Here is a 23686-nt window from a genome sequence, read left to right as displayed (position 1 = left end):
TTAAAAGGAGTCAAAGATGAAAATAGGCGATATAGGAACAACTCAACAAAACCATTACTTAAATCAAGCTCAAAAAAGCCAAGAAAAAGCTTTAGAAAATATAGCCACAATGCGTGCTATAGATGGAAGCGATGGAGCAAATTTAGCCATAGCTGATTCTTTAAGAAGTCAGTATAGCACCATAGATCAAGGCATTTTAAATGCTTATGATTCAGTGGGTGTTTTGCAAATTGCAGACTCAGCGCTAAATAATATCTCGGCTACTGCAGATAGACTTAATGAACTTTCAGTACGCTCAAATAGTGCTGCATTAAATGATAGACAAAAAAGTATGCTAAACGCTGAAGCAAATAAACTTATAAGTTCAATCAATGATGCATTTTCAAATGCAACTTTTAACGGAAAAAATGTTTTCCAAAGTATGGATTTTGTTGTTGGAGCTGGGGTTGAAAGTATTAATTTAAATCAACCAAGCACAGCAAACTTAAGCCTTGAAAACCAAGATGGAATTCGCGATTTTCAAGATCAAGTAGGTTCTTTACGCGCAGATATTGGTGCTGGGATTAATGCTATCCATTCTAACATCAACTCATCTTTGCAAACTAGCATTAATACTAAAGAAGCTGAAAGTAAATTGCAAAATAATGACTTAGCACAAAATATCAATGATTTTAATGCAAACTACTTAAAAGAAAATGCATTTTTATTTGCAAATGCTCACTCAAATGTAATGCTACAAACTAAACTAGCAAGCCTACTTCAATAATAAAACTCCCAAATAAGGGAGTTTTTCAAGGAAAAATATGCAAGATAATGCTTTGTTAAAGCAAGTTTTAAAACATCCTTTATATGAAAAAATTCAAAAACTTAGCACAAAAATTCAAAACTCAAATTACCTTATAAATGAAAGTTTTGATATTTTTTGTGATAAAAGCTTAGATAATGAGATTAAGGACATTGCCTTGGAATTAAAACCTTGGCGCAAAGGACCTTTTAAAATCAATGATTTATTTATAGACACAGAATGGCAAAGTTTTATTAAATTTAATATATTAAAACCTTATATGCAAGAAATCAAAGGAAAAATAGTTGCAGATATTGGCTGTAATAATGGTTATTATATGTTTAAAATGCTTGAATTTAATCCTTCAAAACTCATAGGTTTTGATCCTTCTATTAAGTATTATTTACAATTTTTACTTTTAAACTCTATTGCAAAAACTCCTATACAATATGAGCTTTTAGGTGTAGCTGATGTGCCAAATTATGGCATAAAATTTGATGTGATTTTTTGCCTTGGAGTAATTTATCATCGTAGTGATCCTATAACCATGCTAAAACAACTCAAGCAATCTTTAAATAGAGATGGTATAGTCTTTTTAGATACTATGTATATAGAAGATGAAAGAGAAATTGCACTCATTCCTCAAAAAACTTATTCAAAAATACCAAATATTTTTTTCATTCCGTCGATATTGGGTTTAAGAAATTGGTGTTATAGAGCTGGATTTAGTGAATTTGAAGTTATAGCAACTAAACAAACTGATTTTGAAGAACAAAGAAAAACACAATGGATTGATTCTTATTCTTTAGATCAATTTTTAGATGAAAATGACTCAAATTTAACTTGCGAAGGTTATGAAGCACCAAAAAGAGTTTATGTTAAATTAAAGGTGTAAAAATGGCAAGAGCAGCAAGTGCTGTTAGCATAGAAGAATTAATAGACCCAGAAGAATTAAATCGCATTAAATCAGAACTTATCACCTGTCCAGGGATAAACAATACTCTAGCAGGAAGTATTTCCCATATAGAAAAAAATTTCGCCAAGGGTATTTTAATCACAACCCATGATATGGCAGTAGATGAGCTAGGATTAGTGCATAGTGGTTTTGTATTTAATGCAGCAAATTATATAGCTCAAGCTGCAATCAATAAAGAATTTAGTGTATTAATAGGCTCAAGAAGCTTTTTCTATGCTCCTTTAAAAGTTGGTGATATTCTAAACCTTGAAGCAAGTGCTTTATTTAGCGATGACTCAAGAAAAAGAGAAGTTAAAGTGGTTGGTTTTGTTAATGAGATTAAAATTTTTGATGCTTCTTTTCAAGTTGTCACAACCGAAGATCATATATTTAAGCTTAAACAGAGTCAAAACACCACAAACAACAACCAAAACCAACAAGAACCTGCAAAACAAGAAACAACACAAGAAGAACTCAATGCAGCCTTAAAAGGAATCGGGGGTTAAAGGTAAATCCACCCAATTCTTTGGGCATTCTTTATGGTAAGTCCCACTTGCATCATAATATTCTTTACAATCATCATAAAAGCGGTTTGAAACCCCTCTTTCATTTACAAAGCAACCATTAAAAAATAATACTAAAAACCCTAGAAAAAATACACTTTTAAACATTTTTCATCCTATTTTAATCTTATTTGTTTACGCCATTTATAAGGCTCTATAGGATTTTCATCTACCCATAAACCCTTTTTGTTTTCCTTGGCATAATTTTGCTCATTTACATATAAATCACTATAATATTCATAAGCCCAAGCAAAACCATTTTTAACCATAACTTGATTGATATCTTTATCATTTAAATACACAATGGCTAAAATTCTACCATATTTATCCTCATCTTTTACATTTAAAACAACTTCTTTATTCAATACAATAGCTTTTAAAAATTGCGTAGCCATTTTTCCATAGGCTTGATCACTCTCAGGCGCATCGATACCAAAAAGTCTGATTTTAAGTTTTTCATTTTCAAATTTAGCCTCAATAGTATCTCCATCTACCACACGACTTACTTTAGCATTAATATATGAGCCATTATCATAATTTAAAACATAAGCAAAAGCGACTAAAAAAAGCACAATTAAAAATTTCTTTGGCTCTTTTAATAAGGTTATTAATAATTTAATTTGCTTTTTAGAAATTTTCATTTAAACCTCATCTATATAAAAATATGCCATAATTACAACAAAAAAAGGAGATTTTATGCAAGAAATTATACAAAATTTTAAACAAATCGCTCAAATACCTCATTGTAGTTTTAAAACCGAAGAATTAAAAAATTTTCTCATTGATTTTGCTAAAAGTCACAACTGTCAAGTAAGCGTTGATAATGCAGGTAATATCCATGCATGTAAAGGAAATCCAAAAATTTGTTTACAAAGCCATTATGATATGGTTTGCATGGGAGAGGCTCCTAACATACAAATGTATGAAGAAAATGGATATTTAAAGGCTAAAAACTCAAGCTTGGGTGCAGATAATGGCATAGGAGTATCATTAATGATGCAAGCTTTAAAAGACTTTGAAAATATCGAATGTCTTTTTACTAATGATGAGGAAGTTGGCCTTTGTGGAGCAAATAATCTTACGCATACTTTGATTTCAAACAAGCTGTTAAATTTAGACCATGAAAGCGATGATGAAGTTGTTATAGGTTGTGCTGGCGGAGTAGATATTTTTGCTAATTTGAAATTAGAAATAGATGAAAAAGAAGATGAATGCTATGAAATAGAGGCAATAGATTTTAAAGGTGGACATTCAGGGATTGATATTGTTAAAAACATCAAATCTTCTATCAAAGAAGCAAGTTACTTTATCACTCAAAATCAAGGCGAGCTTTGTGAATTTAGCGCAGGTGAGAGAATAAATTCGATACCAAAACATGCTAAAATCGTAGCATTTTTTAAAAATCCTCCAAAAGAAAATAATCATTTTAAAGTAAATTATATAGGTAGAATCAAAAGAACATATTATAAAAACTCTAAAATCATTTTAAATCTTATCAATGCTTTTGCACAAGGAGTTAGAACTTTTAATCATCATCTAAATTTAGTCCAAACAAGTATCAATCTTTCACTAGCTTATGAAAAAGAAGGTAAATTTCATTTTGAGCTTTTTGCAAGATCAAATGATTTGCAAGAGCTTAAAAATATAGAATTTGAAACCTTAACTTATTTTAAAATGCAAAGCTGTGAAGTTTCAAGTGCAAATTTTTATCCACCTTGGACTAATAAAGATACTAAATTTGGAGAAGAAATTCTAAGTTATTTAAAAAAAGAAAATCCAAACGCCAAGCTTTATACTATACATGCTGGCTTAGAGTGTGGTATCATAAGTGAAAAACAACCTTTAGAATGTTGTTCCATAGGGCCAAATATATATAGTCCACATTCAACAGATGAAAAATGCGAAATAGCTTCTATCGAAAAAATCAGCAAAATTCTTTTTGCTATCTTAAAAAATCATCAATAATTAATAAATAAAAAACCAATATTTTAATAAATAAAATTAAAATATTGGTAAATATTTATTTAAATAATAAAAATTTTTATTTACTATTAATAAAACTTACACTATACTCTTGTATATTTTAAAAACAAGGAGAGAGTATGGAAATGCTAACTAGCCTTAGTGAAGGCACTCAATTTAGTATCCAACTAGCTGTAGTTCTCATTTGTCTTTTTTATGGGGCAAAAAAAGGTGGTATCGCTCTAGGTTTGTTAGGCGGTATAGGTTTATTGGTTTTAAGTTTTGGTTTTGCTGTAGCACCTGGAAAACCTTCAATTGATGTTATGCTTACCATCTTAGCTGTAGTTGTTGCTAGTGCAACCTTGCAAGCTAGCGGTGGTTTAGATGTAATGTTACAAGTAGCAGAAAGAGTTTTAAGAAAAAATCCTAAATTTTTAACCATCTTAGCACCTTTTGTAACTTGTATTTTAACCATGCTTTGCGGAACCGGACATGTTGTTTATACCATGATGCCTATTATTTACGACATTGCTATTAAAAACGGCATACGCCCAGAAAGACCAATGGCTGCTTCTAGTATTTCTTCTCAGCTTGGTATCATCGCAAGCCCTGTTTCAGTTGCTGTTGTAAGCTTAACAGCGCTACTTTTAAATCCAGAAATCAACAAACATCCTTTAGCAGGTTTTGATGGTTATGTGGATTTACTTGCTATTACTATACCTTCTACTTTGGTAGGTGTTTTAGCTATAGGAATTTTTTCTTGGTTTAGAGGAAAAGATCTTGATAAAGATGCAGACTTTCAAGCTAGAATCAAAGATCCAGAACAAAGAGAATATATCTATGGCGATAGCAAAACCCTTCTTGGTCAAAAACTTCCAACTATTCAATGGGTAGCTATGTGGATTTTCTTAGGCGCTATTGCAATAGTAGCTATACTTGGAGCCTTCCCAGAACTTAGACCGCAATTTACTTCAAAAGGTGTTACTAAACCTATGAATATGGTTGCAGTAATTCAAATGTTTATGCTTTTAGCAGGTGCAGCACTCATCATCTTTACTAAACTTGATGCAAGCAAAATTGCAAAAAATGAAATTTTTAAATCAGGCATGATAGCTTTAGTGGCTGTTTTTGGAATTTCTTGGATGGCAGATACTATGTTTGCGGTGCATACTCCTATGATGAAAGAATCTTTAGGAAATATCGTTATAGAACACCCTTGGACTTATGCAGTTATGCTTTTATTAATTTCTAAATTTGTTAATTCTCAAGCAGCAGCAATCGCAGCATTTGTCCCACTTGCACTAGGAATTGGTGTTGAACCAGGCATTATTATCGCTTTTGCAGCAGCTTGTTATGGATATTATATTTTACCAACTTATCCAAGCGATCTTGCAACCATACAATTTGATAGATCAGGTACTACAAAAATAGGTAAATTTGTTATCAACCACAGCTTTATCTTGCCAGGTTTAATTGGTGTAATTGTTTCTTGTATAGTAGGTTATTTCTTAGCTTTAGGTGCAGGATATTTATAAAAATTAAAGGGCTTTAAAGAAAGCCCTTTTTTCTTATTTAAATGCTTTTTCTAAATCAATAGGCATAGCTTGATAACCAGTACTTGCTCCACTAAATCGAATTTGTACCGAAGGCTCTTTAGCTCCCCATTTAAATTCATCTATTTCAGGTCTTGGCTCACCTACAGCAGCACCTTTGCTTAAGTCAAATGACATTCCAGCAGTAGCACTATAAACCATGATGGAATTTTTATCTTTATGATACTCAGTTAAAGAAGTAACAGGTGAAAACCACTCATTACCTCTTTGCTTACCATACTCCCAAATTTGTTCTACGGTTTTATTTTTTTGATCTATTTTATACACAACCGCTCTTGAGTATTTCATCGAAGCAAAAGCAGGTTGTTCTATACCCCTTGCATCGCCATTATCAAAAGCTGTGATATAAATATATCTTTTATCAGACTTTTCATCTATTCTAAAAGCAGTATGCTGTGTCCATGTAAAATCAAAACCACCTTCTTCGTTTTCATAGCCAGGACATTTGCTATACTCATCCTCACAAACTATCTTTTTGCCATTTTTATCAATAGGTTGTAAAAGTACTTTTTTATATTTTTCTCCCCAGCCCTTATGTGCTCCTAGTATCCATTTTACCTTTTTATCGCGTCCTATTTTTATAATAGCACTTTGATGACGGCTTGAAATAATAATACTATCATCACTTGGATCATAATCTACGCTATTTACATGAGCCCAGTTACGCCCTACTCCAGTACCTGCTATATCGCCAAAAGAATCACTTGCATCCATTTTAGCTAAATCCTCATCACTTAAAGTAACCCCTGCTTTACTCGCATCAATATTTAAACAAACCGCGCCTTGATCTAATGCTTTGATTACATTCGCTCTATATGGATCTAAAATTTCAAACAATCTCCACTCATCTACTACATTGCCATTTTTATCAACTTCTACTATCACATCACGCACTGAACGTACATTTTTACCATCAGGACGCTTAACATTGGCAGAAGCCACCCTTAAAAGATAATTTCCATTTTGCATATTATCCATAGAATGAGAAAAATCTATATATGAAGAAGGTAAAAGACGATTAAAAATTTCTCTACCCATCAAATCATACTTAACATATCTTTGTCCAAAACCCCAAGTTAAAGCTCCATCAGTATTTTGCCTAAATCCCATCATAATACCACGGTTGTAAATATTATTCCAATCCATCAATTTATCATTGTCAAAATACCAACGAATTTCACCTTTTGTATCAATGATAAATGCATTTGAATTTTCATCCCATTCCATTGCGCCACCTGCTGGGTTATTCCAAACAGATTGGGAACCTTTTCCACTTTGTTTCCCTGGAGCATTATTAACCAAATACAACCTATCTTCAAAACCCTTATCTACTTTAATCACTTCCACTTTTTCAAAAGGTACACCTCTTTGCATAATACTTCCACTTGGCTCTATATTTACTCCACCAGTTGCTATTTTATATACCTCATCTACTACTTTTTCACTTTTTCCAAAAGCAGTTTTGGTATAACTTACTTTTACTGTATTAAAATATGATGGATAAAGTCCAAAAACAGGAATTCCTCCATAAGTTTTAATTTTATTAGGGCTAACCTTATAAGATATAGTTTGCCCATTTGGCTTTGGAACTATAGTTACGCTTACATCGCTTAGTTTGTATCCTCCATCCATAATTACAGCGCTAAGCGGAGATAAACCATAAGGATTCATCTTTACTGCGCCAATTTTGCCTTGAATTTCCCAATCAATTTTAGCACCACTAGGTCCACCCATAGCTAAAGAAACACTAGGTGCTACCATAACAACACTACTAGCAAGCAAAATACTACTTACAATTTTACTAATTTTCATTCTTTCTCCTTTTTCAATACTACTAAGCCATTTGCACACTTGGCTCACCTAAAATTTTAAGAATAATCACAAACACCAAGACAATCAAAGCGTAAATTTTGGCCTTAGAGTGTGAAAACGCATAAGAGACAAACATGCCTCCTAAAATCACCAAACAAACAACAAAAGCCAATAAGCAACAAATCGCCATATTCATAAATTCCATACTAGGAATCAAATACCAACCATTACTATACAACCCATCTTCAAAATTTGGAGGAGTTCCAACAAAAAATTTCTGAAAAGCATTTAAACTACCATAAACATCTTCAGGTACTATAGGTGTATCCATGCCACACTCACCTGTTGGTAAAAACCATCCTGGTGCCCATTCATGCAATGGTAAATTAAAAGGATATATAGGAATTTCTCTACATCCATCAACACCAGCAAAAGGATTTTCTGAATGTACTACCTCATGGATATGATTAAGAGTAATACAATACTCTATACCAAGCCATATACCCCAAAAAACAAAAATATAAGCAAAAATTTTTAGATAATCATTTTTAGGATCTATCAAGGCTAAAATACCACCAAAAGCCATAGTTAACATAGCAAATCTTATATAAACACACTGCTCACAAGGTTCCATATAAAGATATTCTTGAAATAAAAAGTGCGCTATGAAAGTTAAGCCTACCATAGCTATAACCATTATTAACCAAGGCAACCTAGTATTTTGCCAAGCACCAATTTTACTAATAGGACAAAAATTCATTTTGACTCCAAAACTACATTTTACTTAATTCTTCTGTTATTTCTATTAAAGCTTGTGGAGATGTGATAGCTTGTGGTATGATTTGATATTTTCCATTTACTACAAAAGCAGGCGTGCCATAGTTTTTAGAAATATCATTAGCACTTTCATAAGATTTTAAAATTTCACTAGCCTCAGGAGTTTTTAAAAAATTATCTAAATCTTCTTTGCTTGCTGAAATTGCTTTTAATCCCACTTCATAAAACGCTTCAGGATTAGCTCCATTTCCCCATCTTTGTTTTTTCTTAAAATAAGCATTAAAATATGCTTCAGAAGCTTTATGAGTTAAACTATTTTTATCACTTTGGCTTACTTTATTTTGCTCATCTTTAAAAGCAGCAAAAGCAAAAATTTCATTAGCTTGCTTACCATAATCACCCATAGAGCTAACAGGATAAAATTTATAAGTTAACTGCGGTAATTTTTCTTTAACTTTTGAGATTGTATTGAATTTATGGTGATCATAACAATGCGTGCAACGATAAGAAAACACTTCTATTAAAGAATTTTGGGCATTTGGGATAGGTGTTTTTAAAACCACATATTCTTTACCTTCGCTAAGTGCATTTGCACTCACACCAAAAACAAAAGCAGCCATTGCTACTGCTTTTGACCAATTACTAAAGTTAAAATTCATTTTATTTCTCCTAAATTTTTTATTATTTATAATAAATTACAAATATTTATTATAAACTTTGTAAAGCTATATTAACATAACTTAAATATTTATTAAATATAAGAAAAAATTTACAAAATAAAATGCAATTATCAAAAAAAAAAAAAACGATAATATATTATCATAAAAATAAAAGAAGATGGATTACTAAATAATGCTTTTTAAAAGCATTATTTAGTAGAAAGTTCTTTAACTATACGGATTAATTCTTCTAAAGAAGTGATATACTCAGGATTGATTTGATATTTGCCATTTACTACAAAAGCAGGCGTGCCATAATTTCTTGAAATTTCATTAGCTACATCATAAGCAGTTAAAAGCTCTTTGGCTTCTTTTGTTTGTAAAAATTTTTGCAATTCTTCTTTACTAGCACCGATAGCATTTAAACCCATTTTGTAAAATAAATCAAGATCATTTAATTTTAACTTTTGTTCAAAATGACTTACAAAATACACATCAGCAAGTTTATAAGTAAGACTTTTTTCACTAGTTACATCTAACCCCAATGTCTTTTGCTTAAACGAAGCCAATGCAAACATCTCATTCAAAGCGCCACCATACTCACTCATAGAGCTTACCGAAAAAAGATCATATTTTAAATTTGGCAAAGCCTCTTTAACCTTTGCTAGAGTGTGAAATTGATGATGATTATAACAATGAATACAACGATAAGAAAAAATTTCTATCAGTGAATTTTGTGCATTTGGGATAGGCGTTTTTAAAGTAATATACTCTTTACCCTCACTTAACGCATTTGCATTTACACTAAAAACAAAAGCTATAATAACTAACAATTTAAACATTTTTTGCAACACTTGCATGATTTTCCTTTTTTTGATGATATAAAATATAATTTTAACATAAGATATAAAATCAAGAATATTTTATGCTTTTCTTATAGCATTTTAGATAAAATTTATATTTATTAGACATAAAACAAGGCAAAATAAATGCAAAAGCTTCTAGAATCTTATGGTGTATTGATACAAGAAAATATCAAAGATGCAAATGTAGAAATAAATGAGAATACAGTAACTATTCGCAACTCTAACATTAGTGAAATTAGTTTAAACACTCTAAAGCAAAAACAAATAAATAAAATCACTATAACAAACTGCGAAATCAATTGTATTTATTTTGCAAATAATAATATAGCATTATTTTTTACAGACTGTGTTTTTAAAAATCAAATCATTGCTAGAGGATTTAGCTTTCATAGAAAAGTTAGTTTTATTCAATGTATTTTTGAAAAAAAAGTTGATTTTTCAGGCACAATTTTTAATAATCAAGTTGATTTTGGTTTAACAAAATTTGAAAGTGAAGCAAGGTTTATAGAAACAAAATTCTTAGCTGAGTATACAAACCAAGAAAACATAGAAAATAATTTTAGAGAAGCGGTTTTTAAAGGTAAAACTTCTTTTGATAGGGCAGAATTTAAAGCTAGGGTTAATTTTGACATAGCACGCTTTGAAGGTGAAGCTAGATTTATACAAACAAAATTCTTAGCTGAATATACAAATCAAGAAATCACAGAAAATAATTTTAGAGAAGCGGTTTTTAAAGGTAAAACTTCTTTCGCTAGGGCAGAATTTAAAGCTAGGGTTAATTTTAATATGGCACGCTTTGAAGGCGAAGCTAGATTTATAGAAACAAAATTCTTAGCTGAGCATACAAATCAAGAAATCATAGAAAATAATTTTAGAGAAGCGGTTTTTAAAGGTAAAACTTCTTTTGATAAGGCAGAATTTAAAGCTAGGGTTGATTTTAGCATAGCATATTTTGAAGGTAAAGCTAGTTTTATAAACACTTCTTTTTTTAAAAATACAATCATATTTAGCGAAGTGGAATTTAATAATGTTAAATTTATTTCCAGTAAAAAACGTAATACAACTAATACCAATGATACAACAAAACAAATATACCATTTTCAAGATATTACTTTTAAAGGCATTGTCAATTTTGAAAACATACATATAGAGTATTTAAATTTTAAAAATGTAATATTTAACAATATCGTAGTTTTTGACAATGCCACTTTAGATAACAAACCAAAATTCATAAATTGTACTTTTTCTAATCAGTTTAACATAGAGCATGATTGCATACAATACAACCATGAAGAATTAGAAGAAGAAATAGAAAAAAATCATTATGATGAATTTTTAAATTTAAGAGATTTATTTAGAAAATTAAAAAGCAACCGCATAACTCATCACAATCTAATCGATGCTTCAGAGCTTAGAGCACAAGAGCTTTATGCTAGAGAATTAGAACTAACACACAAAGAAAATAAAAATTTAAAAGATACAATCGAGCAATGGCAACTTTTCTTTTATCGCAAGCTTTGCGATCATCATACAGATTTAGTTTTAAATGCAAAATGGCTAGTTTTTACAATAGCTTTATATATCTTACTTATAGGAAAAATTTGGTATATATACCCCATAGCATTAATAAGTTTTTTTATTATTGATGTTTTTTTAAAAGCAAAAAATACTTCTATAATAATATCATCTATAATAATTTTTATAACATTATGCAATCAACCCAAAATGATTTTAGCAATACCAAATTTATTAAGTAATGATTTTAACTGGTGGCAAAATTTAATCACATCAATTTATATCATAGTTTTTGGTTTAATCATCTTTTCCCTTCAAAAAACAGCAAGAAAAAACACTATCATACCAAATTAAAGGATTTTAAATGCAAATACGAATTTATTATGAAGATACCGATGCAGGTGGAGTGGTATACCATAGCAACTACTTAAAATTTTGCGAAAGAGCAAGAAGTGAGATTTTTTTTCAAAAAAATGCAAAAATTTTTGATAAAAATACAGGACATTTTCTACTTACAAAAGCAAATTGTAACTTTTTAAAACCCGCTAAACTTGGAGATCTTATAGAAGTAAAAACATTTATCACAAAGCTTAAAAAAGCCTCAGTTTGTATAAAACAAGAGATTTACAAAGATAGCACTAAGCTTTTTGAGGCTGAATTTACCCTAGCCTTTTTAAAAAATGAAAAAGTAGCCCCTATAGATGAGGCTATAGCTAAGGTTTTTACTGATCTTGCAAAGGAGCAAAACCTAAGCCTTGCGAGCGTATGATCTTAACCTTATAGTCAAATTGATTATCATTTAAGCTCTCATCGAAAATTCTTTGAGAGTCTTTGTCTAAAAACTGCGTATAAAAATAATCAAGTCCTACACTAGTTGCATACGCTATCCAGTTATAGTTAATATTTTGCGAAAAAAGCTCATTAAGATAGCTTAGAGTTTGATCCTCATTAGAAATGGAATTTGCTAGCAAAAGTTTTTTTCTATCATTAATTTGCGTTAAACTTAGCAAAATAGGATTATAATTAATCTGAGTTGATAATAGCACAAAAGGTTCTATATCGTAAGTTCTTATTTGCGAGCTTATGAGCGCTGTTTTAATCAAAGAAGTATTTAAAATAATACTAGAATCTTGAAAACTTCTATTTTGATTTAAAATACTTCTAAAATCAAACTTAGAACTATTAATAGTGTAAATTTTCTCACTACCATTCCCTGCGTTTAAAACATTCTCATCTAAGCGATTTGCCAAAGGTGTTTCATCTGAAAAAATAATATTTTTACCATTTGAATACTCTAAAAGTCTTTGAATTTGTTTTTGATAATCTATACTTCCAAAATATACATTTTCATTTTGCGTATCAAAATTTCTTTTGTGTGCAGTTGGTATGAAAACTTTTACATTTAAACCAAGATTTTCTTTTAATAAATTTTTCACACCCTTATCCGTAAAACCTGCTATGATATAGTTAAATTTTTCTTCTTGAGCTTGCTTAAGGGCTTTAGCTATCTTGCTCTCATCTTCAGTACCTATTAAAAACACCTTTACTTTTATCTGCGCTCTTTGTCTTAGCAAATACGCTATACTTGAATTTATAATAGTATTAGAATAACTTTTAATCGTTTGCTCAGGTATAATAATAGCTAGTTTTACACTAGCATTTTTTTGAATTCTTTTTTCAAAATCTATAATGGAGTTTAAAAGTTTAGTATAGATATTAACCAAAAGTTCATTTGCATTATCATTGTTAAATCTTGACAAGAAATTAAAATAAAGTCCTGTTTCTAGCAAAGTAAACAAACAATCATTATCGCAATTTTGAAATTCTAAATTAGGATAAAAAGACTCGCTAGGTTCTATGGGTGATGGCTTTTGCTCTTTTGCAAAAACACTTAAAGTTAAAACAAAACTCATCATCAAACAAACTAAACTTTTTCTCATAAATAACCTTTTATTTTTTTAATATCTTCTATAAATTCAGTATAAAAGCTAGGATTTTTACTCACAAAATTCAAATCATAACTTGGCAAAAGCAAAGCATTATTAAAACGCATACATTGCCCTTTGTATTTTTGAAAATTCTCAAAACCCAAACTCGCAAAAGCTTCTTGACCAAGACATAAAATAATCTTTGCTTTTACAAAATCAAGCTCATTATAAAAATATGGCAAGCATAATCTTAATGCCTGATCATCTATTTTAAAATTACTAAAACATTTAAACATATAAGAAAAATATATTTCATCTTCTTTTAAATTTAAAAGCTCTTTACATAATCTTAAAAACTCTTGCTTATTTTTAGAAGCAAAAAACTTTCCACTTTCATTTTCTTCTTTATCAACAAAAGCTTGGTAAATCAAAATTTTAGCATTTTTGGCTTCTTTTTCCATTAAACTATGCTTTCTTAGCCTAGAAAAATGACAAAGATTGCAAGTTTTCACTCTTTCATTTAATTCTTTAAAACTTAAGTTAAAATGTCTAATTTGCTTTTGTTCGTTAAAGTATTCATAGCCAAAAGCTTTTAGATAATACAAACTGCGTTTATTCATCACATCAATGCTTCTAAATTTTCACCCTCTAAACGATAAGTTCTCCACTCACTCATATGTCTTGCATTTAACTTGGTATAAAATTCAATGCCCAAATCATTATCATTTAAACAAACCCACTCTAAGCGTTTGAGATTTTTTTCTTTACAAATTTGCGCTAAATATTTAAAAACAGCTCTAGCATAGCCTTTTTTTCTATATTTTGGCTGTATGTAAATATCTTCTAGGTATAATCCACCCAAACCCCAAAAAGATGAAAAAGTAAAATAATACATCACATAACCTATTATCTCACCATCAACCTTTAAGCTCAAAGCCTTAGCATATTCATGTTTAAAAAACGATTCTTCAAGCTCTTTAGTTGTGCATTTTACATCATCAAGCATATTTTCATGAATAGCAAGTTCTTTGAGTAATTCCAAAATTTTTTCTAAATCTTCTTTTTTACTCTCACAAATTTCAAAAGCCATTATTTTTCCTTAATTTACAAAATAAAATCAAAATTTAGCAAAAAGTTTTAAAATAACTCTTAATTAAAAGCAGATTTAAGTAAGATTTTGCTAACATACTCGCTTATTATTTTGTTTTTTATTTTAAGTTTAAGGAAAAAATATGAAAAGAACATACCAACCACATAAAACCCCTAAAAAAAGAACTCACGGCTTTCGTGTACGTATGAAAAGTAAAAATGGTCGCAAAGTGATCAATGCTAGACGTGCTAAAGGTAGAAAAAGATTAGCGGTATAAAAGATTTTCTAAGTATTAACGACTTAGGAGAGTTTGCAACAATTTACAAAGAAGGTAAAAAATGGCATTGCGAAGGCATGATCATCTTTTACTCTTTAAGTGATGAAAAAAAATTCGCTGTTGTTGCTAGCAAAAAAGTTGGAAAAGCTGTCGTAAGAAATAGAGCCAAAAGGCTCTTAAGATCAGCTTTTTTTCAGGTTAAAAATCAAGTTGAAAACGGAAAATATATACTTGTAGCCAAAACAAGTATCACTGAAATTCCTTTTTTAAAATTAGAAAAAAACTTGAAATGGGGTTTGAAAAAAATAGGATGTATAAAATAGCTTGTCTAAAACTTATCAGATTTTATCAACTCTTTATCAGTCCTTTTAAACCACAATGCTGTAGGTATTACCCAAGTTGCTCTGAATATGCCTTGTGGCAATTTAAAAAAAATAATATTTTTAAGGCATTTGGTGCAGTTTTTTTAAGAATTTTAAAATGCAATCCGTTTTTTAAAGGTGGTATTGATTATCCTAAAATACGCAAGAATAATCTAAACTCAGGTATATGTTTTAAACCTAGTTTTAATGCTTTAAAACAACTCAACTATCTTTATATCCCTTGCAACGATAATCAATTTTTTTTAATTAAGATTATATTTCCAAAGGACAATCCGTGTCAGAAAATTTATCTCAACAAAAACGCATATTAATTGCTGTTGTATTATCATTTTTATTTTTTGTAGTTTATGATTATTTTTTTATCCCCAAAGCTCCACAAACTGAGCAAAATATCACCCAAATAGAACAAAACAATTCAGCACCACAAAGCACTACAAACACAAACACTCAAGCTCCAAAAACAGAACTTAGTGTTAATCAAAAAGAAGAAATAGCAGTTGTTAAAAGTGAGCATTTTGAAGCACATATTGACTCTTTAGGTAGAATAGCTAAATTTTATCTAAGTGATGAAAAATATAAAGACGAAAATGGTAAAAGTATTAATCTAGTAGATACTTCTTTGTCGCCTTTACCACTAGAAGTAAGATTTAGCGATGCAAAAATTAATCAAGAAGCTTTTAATACTTCATACACCACAAGTCAAAAAACTATCAATGTAAGCGATGAAAACACAACCTTAATCCTTACTCAAAATCTAAACGATTTAGTAGTAACTAAAAAAATTACTTTCCATAAATATGGAAACTATGATTTAGAGGTTAATCTAAGCAAGGACGCAGCTTATTTTATCACTCCAGGTTATCGTCCAAATATAGCAGTTGATAGCTATACAGTGCATGGGGTTTTAATCTTAGATAAAGATGATAAAATCACAATGTTAGAAGATGGTGATGTAGAAAATGATGAAAGTTTTTCTAATGTAACCCTTATGGCGGCTTCAGATCGCTATTATAGTGCTTTCTTTTATAATTTTGAAAAACCACTTAATGCTGTAGTTACTAAAGATAATCACGAAAACTCTATCGTTTTTGCAAGTGCGACAAATACTTTTAAAGCAAGCGGTTATGTTGGCTCAAAAGAACATGAAATTTTAAGAAGCATTCATGCGGATTTAGATGATGTTGTAGAATATGGTTGGTTTACTTTTATAGCTAAGCCTATGTTTGAATTTTTAAATTTCTTACATGGCTACATGGGCAACTGGGGTTGGGCTATTGTAGTGATGACTTTAATCGTGCGTATTATTCTTTTCCCACTTACTTATAAATCAATGATTTCTATGAATAAACTCAAAGATTTGGCGCCTAAAATGAAAGAAATCAGAGAGCGCTATAAAGGTGATCCGCAAAAAATGAATCTTCATATGATGGAACTTTATAAAAAACATGGCGCAAATCCTATGAGTGGATGTTTGCCTATACTTATTCAAATTCCAATTTTCTTTGCAATTTATAGAGTTTTACTAAATGCCATAGAACTTAAAGCTGCACCTTGGGCTTTTTGGATTACAGATTTATCTGTAATGGATCCATGGTTTATTTTACCTATATTTATGGGTCTAACTATGTTTATCCAACAACTTATCACACCAATGGCCATACAAGATCCTATGCAAGAAAAGATTATGAAATTTTTACCATTAATTTTCACTTTCTTCTTCTTAACCTTCCCAGCAGGTTTAACTTTATATTGGTGTGTAAATAATATATGCTCACTTATTCAACAAGTGATCGTAAATAAACTTTTCAAAAACCACAAAAAAGAGGAAATAGCTAAACATGAACATAGAAGCTAAAGACTTACAAACCGCACTCATAGAAGCCTCAAAGCAACTTGAGTGCTCTGTGATTGATCTAGAATATGAAGTTATTCAGCATGCTAAAGCAGGATTTTTTGGTTTGTTTAGAAAAAATGCTATTATTTGTATCAAAGGGCATAAAAAAACTCAAAAACCTCATCAAGAAAAAACTAAAAAATTTCATAATGAGAAATTTAACAAGCATACGCAAAAAAACTTTGATAAAAACGAACCAAAGAAAGAATACAAAGAAAATTTTCAAAAACCAATTGAAGATATTGCTCAACCTAAGGAGCATTATAAAGTAAAAAATGATGCTATTTTTGATTCATTTCATAAAGAATCTTCAGAAGAAAGAAATATCACTTCTTATATCGATGAGATAAAAATTTCACTAGAAAATTTACTGGCAACTTTTGATTTTGACATCAAAGTTGTACAAGTTAGCATTTGGGATGAAAATTGTGTATTGATAAAACTTGATGGAGAAGATGCGGCTTTACTTATAGGCAAAGAAGCTCATAGATATAAGGCTTTTTCTTATTTGCTTTATAACTGGCTTAGCGCTAAATACAAAATTCAACCAAGACTAGAAATTGCTCAATTTTTAGAAAATCAAACCCAAGCTATAGAAAATTATTTAAAAATTCTTATAGAAAAAGTAGAAAACACAGGAAGAGTTCAAACAAAACCACTTGATGGAATTTGGTTAAAACTTGCTTTAGAAAAATTAAGAGAACGCTTTCCCGACAAATATGTAGCTATCAAACAAAATGACGATCAAAGATATATCGTTGTGAATGATTTTTTGAAGAAAAATGAATGAATGATACTATAGCTGCCATTGCCACAGCCCATGGAGTGGGCTCTATAAGTATTATTAGAGTAAGTGGAGAAAAAGCTTTAGAGTTTGCATTAAAAATTACCCACAAAAAAGAACTAACACCACGCTATGCACATTTGTGCAAACTTTATAAAAACAACAACGATTTTTTAGACGAAGCTTTAGTAATTTATTTTAAAGCGCCCTACTCTTTTACAGGAGAAGATATAGTAGAATTTCAACTCCACGGGGGCTTTTCTTTAAGTGAAATTTTACTCGATGAGCTTATTTTAGCAGGAGCACGTCTTGCTAACCCTGGTGAATTTAGTAAAAGAGCTTGTTTAAATGGCAAGATGGATCTTTTAAAAGCTTTAAGTATACAAGATGCCATCATGTCAAAATCAGCAAGCGCTGCAAATATCATAGCAAAAAATATTAAAGGTGATTTAAGTAAATTTTTAAATACCATTAGAATAGATCTTGTTCAAACTCTTGCTTTTGTAGAAACAAGCATTGATTATGCAGATGATGACTTACCACAAGATTTACTTGATCAAATCATTACTATGTGTGAAAAAAATTCAAAACTTTTACGCGATATAGTAGATATTTCTTTAAGTAAAAAAGGGCTTATAGAGGGCTTTAAAGTTGCTATTATCGGTAAACCAAATGCAGGAAAAAGTTCCTTGTTAAATTCACTTTTAGCTTTTGATAGAGCTATTGTTTCTAATATTGCAGGTACTACAAGAGATCGTATTGAGGAAAGTTTAAAAATAGGTTCACATTTAATAAAAATCATCGACACAGCAGGTATAAGAAGCGCAGATGATGAGATAGAAAAAATCGGAGTTAATCTAAGCTATGAAAGTATTAAAGAAGCAGATATTATCATAGCTGTTTTTGATGGATCTAAAGAATTTGAAGAAGATGATGAGCGTATTTTACAAGCTTTAAAAAATTGTGATAAAAAAATCATTTATGTTTTAAACAAAAGCGATCTAGTTACCAAATTTCAACATGAAATTAGCACTTCTTGTATACGCATTTGCGCCCAAGAAAACACCCAAGCCATTAAGGAAAGTTTAAATGAATACTTAAATACTTTAGATGGCGATGGAATGCTAATTAGCAATACCTTAATACTCAATGCTTGTAAAAATGCTAGCGAAGCTATTTTGCGTGCAAGAGATTTATTAAAAGAAAGTTCTTTAGAACTTTTTGCTTTTGAACTAAATTTAGCCATAGGAGAGATAGCCCAATTTACAAAAGATTTTGAAAGAGATGAAATTTTAGATGCTATGTTTAGTAATTTTTGTTTAGGTAAATAAAAAGGAGAAAAAATGGATAAAGAAATTATAAAACAACACAAAATTAGTGACGAAGAATATCAAGAAATTTTAAATATACTAGGCAGAGAGCCTAATTTGCTAGAGCTTGGAGTAATTTCTGCTATGTGGAGTGAGCATTGCTCATATAAATCAAGTAAAAAATACCTTAATGGCTTTCCAACTAAAGCTCCTTGGGTGATCCAAGGTCCTGGTGAAAACGCTGGAGTAATAGATATAGGCAAAGGAATGGCAGCTGTATTTAAAGTAGAAAGTCATAATCACCCAAGTTTTATAGAGCCATTTGCAGGTGCAGCTACAGGTGTAGGCGGAATTTTACGTGATGTTTTTACCATGGGAGCAAGAGTTGTTGCAGGTATGAATTCTTTAAAATTTGGCAATATCCACGATGAAAAAATAGGTAAACATCAAAAATATTTAGTTAAAGGTGTGGTAAGTGGAATTTCACACTATGGTAACTGCATGGGCGTGCCTACTATTGGTGGAGAATGTGCTTTTGATGAATGTTTTAATGGAAATATCTTAGTTAATGCTTTTGCACTTGGAACTTGCAAAATCGAAGATATTTTTTATGCAAAAGCTGAAGGTATAGGTAATCCTGTAATTTATGTAGGTTCAAAAACCGGTCGTGACGGGCTTGGTGGAGCTGTAATGGCAAGTGATAGTTTTAATGAATCTAGCAAAAGCTTAAGACCAACCGTGCAAATTGGCGATCCATTTGCTGAAAAATTATTAATGGAAGCTTGTTTAGAACTTTTCAAAACTGATTATATAGTTGGAATTCAAGATATGGGCGCAGCAGGACTTACTTCAAGCTCTTTTGAAATGGCAGGACGCAGTGGTAGCGGTATGAAACTTTACCTTGATAAAACTCCTATGAGAGAAGAAGGTATGACTCCTTATGAGTTAATGTTAAGTGAATCTCAAGAAAGAATGCTAATTTGTGCTAAAAAAGGCTATGAAGAAAAAGTTATTGAAATTTTTAACAAATGGGGACTTGATGCAGCTATTATAGGCGAAGTTACCGATACTGGTAAAATGGAACTATTTTGGCATGATGAATTAGTTGGCTTAATCCCTATTGAACCACTAAGCGAAAAAGCACCTATGCTTGATAGACCTGTATCTAAGCCAAAATACTTAGATGAGATAAAAAACTATCAATTTAAACTTAACATTCCTACCCAAGAAGCATTTGAAAAACTCCTTGCAGATGAAAATGTTAGCAATAAAGCTTATATTTATGAGCAATTTGACTCAAGCGTACAAACCAATACTTTAAAAAGTGATGGAGCTTTAGGTGCAAATAGTATTAGAATTAAAGAAAATAACTGCTTACTTTCTATGGCAATTGAATGCAACTCAAGATTAAACTATGTAAATCCAAAAATCGGTGCAGCAGCAGCCGTTGCAAGTGCAGGAAGAAAAATAGCATGCTCAGGAGCTAGACCTTTAGCAATTAGTGATTGTTTAAACTATGGCAACCCACAAAATCCTGAGGTAATGTGGCAATTTGCACAAGGTTGTGAAGGTATTAAATTAGCTTGTAAAGAACTCAATACCCCTGTAGCAAGCGGCAATGTTTCTTTATACAATGAAACCGATGGTGTAAGTATTTTTCCAAGCCCAACTATAGCTTGCGTTGGGGTAAATGAAAAAGCAGAAAATGTTTTAAAATCATATTTTAGTAAAGACACTAGGGCTATTTATCTACTTGGAGAAAGCAAAGGTAATTTTGGAGGATCTTTGATTGCTAAAGTACTAGATCAAAAAGTAGCAGGAGGACTTGAAGATATTGATTTTAATGCAGAATTAAAACTATGGGATTTCCTATTAAAAGCAAACGAAGCAAAATTACTTGATTGTGCTAATAGCATAGGCATAGGTGGCCTTGCTATTACTTTAGCTAAAATGAGTGCAAAAGCAAATTTAGGTATTGAAGTAAAAACTGATTTTGAAGATAAGAGTTTTATTTTCGAAGAAAGTCCGACAAGAGTTATAGTTGGCGTTAAAGATGAGGAAAAATTTATTAAATTTGTAAATGAAATGGGAATTAAATTTACAAAACTTGGAAATTTAAATGAAAAAGATTTCATTTTAGATGATATTAAGATATCTTTAGCAAAACTACAAACAATTTATTTTGATAAATTTAATGAGTATTTAGGATAAAAATGCTTTTTGTTTTACTTGTATTGGCAATTTTGGCATTTTATTGGTATTATAAAACATGGGGTAAAGATGATCTTTTAGGCTCTTTTAAAAAAGGGGCTAAAAGTTTCTCTCAAGGTTTTAAGCAAGGCTATCACGAAGAAAGAATTGATGGCTTTAAAAGAAGATTAAACTACTATGTTATAGCACTTTTAGCAAAAATAGCAAAAAGTGATGGTAGAGTTAGTGAAAATGAAGCTAATATGATCTCACAAATTCTTGATTATAACGCTAAAGATTCAAGAGAAAGAGAGTTTTTAAAACAAAGTTTTAATGAACATAAAAATACCTTAAATGATACCTATGAAGTAGCCAAAGAACTCATCAAGGAAGTACCTTTACCTCAACAAGAAAGAATTAATATATTAAATGTTTTGGTTGCAATGGCCTTGATTGATGGAGAACTTAACAGCACTAAAAAAGATGTATTAAAAGCCATTGTCAAAGTCTTTAATCTTGATCTAAATATACTTGAAAGACTTCTAAATTCTATGCAAACTCAAAAAGTAGGTATGAATTTGCAAAAAGCATGTGAGATTTTAGGTGTAAGTGAAAATGTAAATTTACAAGAGCTTAAAAAACGCTATAGAGAACTTGCTAAAAAATATCATCCTGATATTTTAAACGCAAACAACAGCGATGAAGCAAAAATAAAAGAAGGTGTAAAAAAATTTCAAGAAGTTAATGAATCTTATGAATTTTTAAAACAATACATAGAAAGGAAAAATCAATGAAAGCACTAATTAGTGTCAGCGATAAAGAAGGAGTAGTAGAATTTGCTAGTGAGCTTGCAAAATTAGGTTTTGAGCTTTTATCTACTGGAGGCACTTATAAGCTTTTAAAAGAAAATAACTTGCAAGTACAAGAAGTTAGTGATTTTACTCAAAGTCCTGAAATGTTTGAAGGACGCGTAAAAACCTTGCACCCAAAAATTCATGGCGGAATTTTATACAAAAGAGAAGATGAAAATCACCAAAAGCAAGCTAAAGAACATAATATAGAAAGCATAGACTTACTTTGTGTGAATTTATATCCTTTCAAAAAAACTACAATTTTAACCCAAGATTTTGATGAGATTGTAGAAAATATCGATATCGGTGGTCCTGCTATGATACGCAGCGGTGCAAAAAACTTTAAAAATGTCATTGTGGTTTGCGATATTTTAGACTATGATAAAATCATACAAGCTTTAAAAGATAATACTTTAGATCTTGATTTTAGAAGAGCATTGATGATCAAAGCTTATGAGCATACAGCAAATTATGATGCTTATATAGCAAACTATATGAACGAGCGTTTTAATGGTGGTTTTGGGGCAAGTAAATTTATTGTAGGTCAAAAAGTGTTTGATACAAGATATGGAGAAAACCCTCACCAAAAAGGTGCTTTATATGAATTTGATGACTTTTTCACACACAATTTTACAACCTTAAAAGGTGAAGCAAGTTTTAATAATCTAACCGATATCAATGCTGCTTTAAATTTAGCAAGTGCTTTTGATAAAGCTCCAGCGGTAGCCATTGTAAAACATGCAAATGCTTGTGGATTTGCCATAAAAGAAAACTTACTCCAAAGCTATATCCATGCGCTTAAATGTGATACCTTAAGTGCTTATGGAGGAGTTGTAGCTATCAATGGAACTTTAGATAAAGAATTAGCGCAAAAAATCAATGAAATTTATATAGAAGTAATCATTGCAGCAAATGTAGATGATGATGCTTTGGAAGTATTTAAAGATAAAAAACGTATTAAAATCTTTACACAAAAAGCGCCATTTTTAACTAGAGCCTATGATAAATATGATTTTAAACATATAGATGGTGGTTTTGTATATCAAGATAGCGATGAAGTTAAAGAAAATGAATTAAAAAATGCGGTATTAAAAAGCGAAAGAAAAGCTAATGAACAAGAATTAAAAGATCTTGAAATAGCTATGAAAATTGCTGCATTTACCAAATCAAATAACGTAGTTTATGTAAAAAATGGTGCTATGGTGGCTATTGGAATGGGTATGACAAGTCGTATTGATGCAGCTAAAGCAGCTATTAATAAAGCTAAGGAAATGGGACTTGATTTAAATGGTTGTGTTTTAGCAAGCGAGGCTTTCTTTCCATTTAGAGATAGCATAGATGAGGCTAGCAAAATAGGTGTAAAAGCTATTATTGAACCAGGTGGAAGCATAAGAGATGAGGATATCATCCAAGCTGCTAATGAATATGGTATTGCACTATATTTTAGTGGCGTAAGACACTTTTTGCATTAAC

The 23686-nt window shown here is 30.5% G+C and carries 25 protein-coding genes; 16 read left to right on the top strand and 9 right to left on the bottom strand.

Features of this window, described 5'->3' with window-relative positions:
* Positions 1-16: 16 nt before the first annotated feature.
* Genes L8W55_RS05135 through L8W55_RS05125 form a run of 3 tightly spaced genes read left to right on the top strand, consistent with a single transcriptional unit; the run spans position 17 to position 2245 of the window.
* Entirely contained in the window at positions 17-766 is a 750-nt protein-coding gene (locus L8W55_RS05135) for a flagellin (protein WP_039617926.1), read from the top strand.
* A gap of 37 nt (positions 767-803) precedes the next feature.
* Positions 804-1679 carry a tRNA 5-methoxyuridine(34)/uridine 5-oxyacetic acid(34) synthase CmoB gene (gene cmoB / locus L8W55_RS05130; protein ID WP_263677655.1) on the top strand — a complete coding sequence of 292 codons (876 nt, stop codon included), beginning with the start codon at positions 804-806 and terminating at the stop codon, positions 1677-1679.
* Positions 1680-1681: 2 nt separating this feature from the next.
* Positions 1682-2245, top strand: coding sequence for a hypothetical protein (locus L8W55_RS05125; protein WP_039617921.1), 564 nt, complete (start codon positions 1682-1684; stop codon positions 2243-2245).
* Here the strand turns inward: L8W55_RS05125 and L8W55_RS05120 are convergent.
* Positions 2225-2410, bottom strand: coding sequence for a hypothetical protein (locus L8W55_RS05120; protein ID WP_263677654.1), 186 nt, complete (start codon positions 2408-2410; stop codon positions 2225-2227). The genes L8W55_RS05125 and L8W55_RS05120 overlap by 21 nt on opposite strands.
* A gap of 8 nt (positions 2411-2418) precedes the next feature.
* Positions 2419-2943, bottom strand: a complete 525-nt coding sequence (locus L8W55_RS05115) for a thermonuclease family protein (protein ID WP_263677653.1) — start codon at positions 2941-2943, stop codon at positions 2419-2421.
* Between the two features lie 55 nt (positions 2944-2998).
* On the opposite strand from L8W55_RS05115, the gene L8W55_RS05110 reads away from it, so the two are divergent.
* Together L8W55_RS05110 and L8W55_RS05105 are read left to right on the top strand one after the other, a co-directional pair.
* A complete protein-coding gene (locus L8W55_RS05110) occupies positions 2999-4267 on the top strand; it encodes a M20/M25/M40 family metallo-hydrolase (protein ID WP_263677651.1) in 1269 nt (422 codons plus the stop codon).
* A 137-nt stretch (positions 4268-4404) separates the two neighbouring features.
* Complete coding sequence (locus L8W55_RS05105) at positions 4405-5799, top strand: anaerobic C4-dicarboxylate transporter (protein WP_263677650.1); 1395 nt, start codon at positions 4405-4407, stop codon at positions 5797-5799.
* Positions 5800-5832: 33 nt separating this feature from the next.
* Here L8W55_RS05105 and L8W55_RS05100 read toward each other — a convergent pair whose 3' ends face one another.
* The 4 genes from L8W55_RS05100 to L8W55_RS05085 form a co-directional block, all read right to left on the bottom strand.
* Complete coding sequence (locus L8W55_RS05100; protein WP_263677648.1) at positions 5833-7689, bottom strand: aryl-sulfate sulfotransferase; 1857 nt, start codon at positions 7687-7689, stop codon at positions 5833-5835.
* Between the two features lie 22 nt (positions 7690-7711).
* Positions 7712-8449: a protein-disulfide oxidoreductase DsbI gene (gene dsbI, locus L8W55_RS05095; RefSeq protein WP_263677647.1), complete on the bottom strand. Its 738-nt coding sequence runs from the start codon at positions 8447-8449 to the stop codon at positions 7712-7714.
* 13 nt (positions 8450-8462) lie between these two features.
* Positions 8463-9125 carry a thiol:disulfide interchange protein DsbA/DsbL gene (locus L8W55_RS05090; protein WP_263677646.1) on the bottom strand — a complete coding sequence of 221 codons (663 nt, stop codon included), beginning with the start codon at positions 9123-9125 and terminating at the stop codon, positions 8463-8465.
* Between the two features lie 209 nt (positions 9126-9334).
* Positions 9335-9985 carry a thiol:disulfide interchange protein DsbA/DsbL gene (locus tag L8W55_RS05085; RefSeq protein ID WP_263677645.1) on the bottom strand — a complete coding sequence of 217 codons (651 nt, stop codon included), beginning with the start codon at positions 9983-9985 and terminating at the stop codon, positions 9335-9337.
* Positions 9986-10114: 129 nt separating this feature from the next.
* On the opposite strand from L8W55_RS05085, the gene L8W55_RS05080 reads away from it, so the two are divergent.
* Together L8W55_RS05080 and L8W55_RS05075 are read left to right on the top strand one after the other, a co-directional pair.
* Entirely contained in the window at positions 10115-11860 is a 1746-nt protein-coding gene (locus L8W55_RS05080) for a pentapeptide repeat-containing protein (RefSeq protein ID WP_263677644.1), read from the top strand.
* A gap of 10 nt (positions 11861-11870) precedes the next feature.
* On the top strand, positions 11871-12275 hold the full coding sequence (locus L8W55_RS05075) for a YbgC/FadM family acyl-CoA thioesterase (protein WP_263677643.1): 405 nt from the start codon (positions 11871-11873) through the stop codon (positions 12273-12275).
* On the opposite strand, the gene L8W55_RS05070 is transcribed toward L8W55_RS05075, so the two are convergent.
* From L8W55_RS05070 to L8W55_RS05060, 3 genes are read right to left on the bottom strand one after another with little or no spacing between them, the layout of a single operon-like run.
* On the bottom strand, positions 12229-13446 hold the full coding sequence (locus tag L8W55_RS05070; RefSeq protein WP_263677642.1) for a hypothetical protein: 1218 nt from the start codon (positions 13444-13446) through the stop codon (positions 12229-12231). The genes L8W55_RS05075 and L8W55_RS05070 overlap by 47 nt on opposite strands.
* The gene (locus L8W55_RS05065) at positions 13443-14054 is read right to left on the bottom strand and encodes a uracil-DNA glycosylase family protein (RefSeq protein ID WP_263677641.1); all 612 of its coding nucleotides are present in this window, start codon (positions 14052-14054) and stop codon (positions 13443-13445) included. The genes L8W55_RS05070 and L8W55_RS05065 overlap by 4 nt, the downstream gene beginning before the upstream one ends.
* Positions 14054-14527 (bottom strand): GNAT family N-acetyltransferase, encoded by a 474-nt coding sequence (locus tag L8W55_RS05060; protein ID WP_232017402.1) that lies wholly within the window; start codon positions 14525-14527, stop codon positions 14054-14056. The genes L8W55_RS05065 and L8W55_RS05060 overlap by 1 nt, the downstream gene beginning before the upstream one ends.
* Positions 14528-14666: 139 nt before the next feature.
* On the opposite strand from L8W55_RS05060, the gene rpmH reads away from it, so the two are divergent.
* Genes rpmH through purH form a run of 9 tightly spaced genes read left to right on the top strand, consistent with a single transcriptional unit; the run spans position 14667 to position 23685 of the window.
* Positions 14667-14801 carry a 50S ribosomal protein L34 gene (rpmH, locus tag L8W55_RS05055; RefSeq protein ID WP_012661270.1) on the top strand — a complete coding sequence of 45 codons (135 nt, stop codon included), beginning with the start codon at positions 14667-14669 and terminating at the stop codon, positions 14799-14801.
* Positions 14798-15124, top strand: a complete 327-nt coding sequence (gene rnpA / locus L8W55_RS05050; protein ID WP_039617894.1) for a ribonuclease P protein component — start codon at positions 14798-14800, stop codon at positions 15122-15124. Before rpmH ends, rnpA begins: the two co-directional genes overlap by 4 nt.
* Positions 15112-15495 carry a membrane protein insertion efficiency factor YidD gene (gene yidD, locus L8W55_RS05045; protein ID WP_039617892.1) on the top strand — a complete coding sequence of 128 codons (384 nt, stop codon included), beginning with the start codon at positions 15112-15114 and terminating at the stop codon, positions 15493-15495. The genes rnpA and yidD overlap by 13 nt, the downstream gene beginning before the upstream one ends.
* Positions 15459-17039 (top strand): membrane protein insertase YidC, encoded by a 1581-nt coding sequence (gene yidC, locus L8W55_RS05040; RefSeq protein WP_039641126.1) that lies wholly within the window; start codon positions 15459-15461, stop codon positions 17037-17039. Before yidD ends, yidC begins: the two co-directional genes overlap by 37 nt.
* A complete protein-coding gene (locus L8W55_RS05035) occupies positions 17023-17868 on the top strand; it encodes a Jag N-terminal domain-containing protein (protein WP_263677638.1) in 846 nt (281 codons plus the stop codon). Before yidC ends, L8W55_RS05035 begins: the two co-directional genes overlap by 17 nt.
* Complete coding sequence (mnmE, locus tag L8W55_RS05030; RefSeq protein WP_263677637.1) at positions 17865-19193, top strand: tRNA uridine-5-carboxymethylaminomethyl(34) synthesis GTPase MnmE; 1329 nt, start codon at positions 17865-17867, stop codon at positions 19191-19193. Before L8W55_RS05035 ends, mnmE begins: the two co-directional genes overlap by 4 nt.
* A gap of 12 nt (positions 19194-19205) precedes the next feature.
* On the top strand, positions 19206-21383 hold the full coding sequence (gene purL / locus L8W55_RS05025) for a phosphoribosylformylglycinamidine synthase subunit PurL (RefSeq protein ID WP_263677636.1): 2178 nt from the start codon (positions 19206-19208) through the stop codon (positions 21381-21383).
* A 2-nt stretch (positions 21384-21385) separates the two neighbouring features.
* Positions 21386-22156: a DnaJ domain-containing protein gene (locus L8W55_RS05020; RefSeq protein WP_263677634.1), complete on the top strand. Its 771-nt coding sequence runs from the start codon at positions 21386-21388 to the stop codon at positions 22154-22156.
* Complete coding sequence (gene purH, locus L8W55_RS05015; protein ID WP_263677632.1) at positions 22153-23685, top strand: bifunctional phosphoribosylaminoimidazolecarboxamide formyltransferase/IMP cyclohydrolase; 1533 nt, start codon at positions 22153-22155, stop codon at positions 23683-23685. Before L8W55_RS05020 ends, purH begins: the two co-directional genes overlap by 4 nt.
* Position 23686 lies beyond the last annotated feature (1 nt).

Origin of the sequence: Campylobacter sp. FU_520 (genome assembly GCF_025772385.1) — a bacterium.
Classification (GTDB): Bacteria; Campylobacterota; Campylobacteria; order Campylobacterales; family Campylobacteraceae; genus Campylobacter_D; species Campylobacter_D lari_C.
Note: the sequence above shows the minus strand (reverse complement) of the source record. Positions and strands in the feature narration are given on the sequence as shown.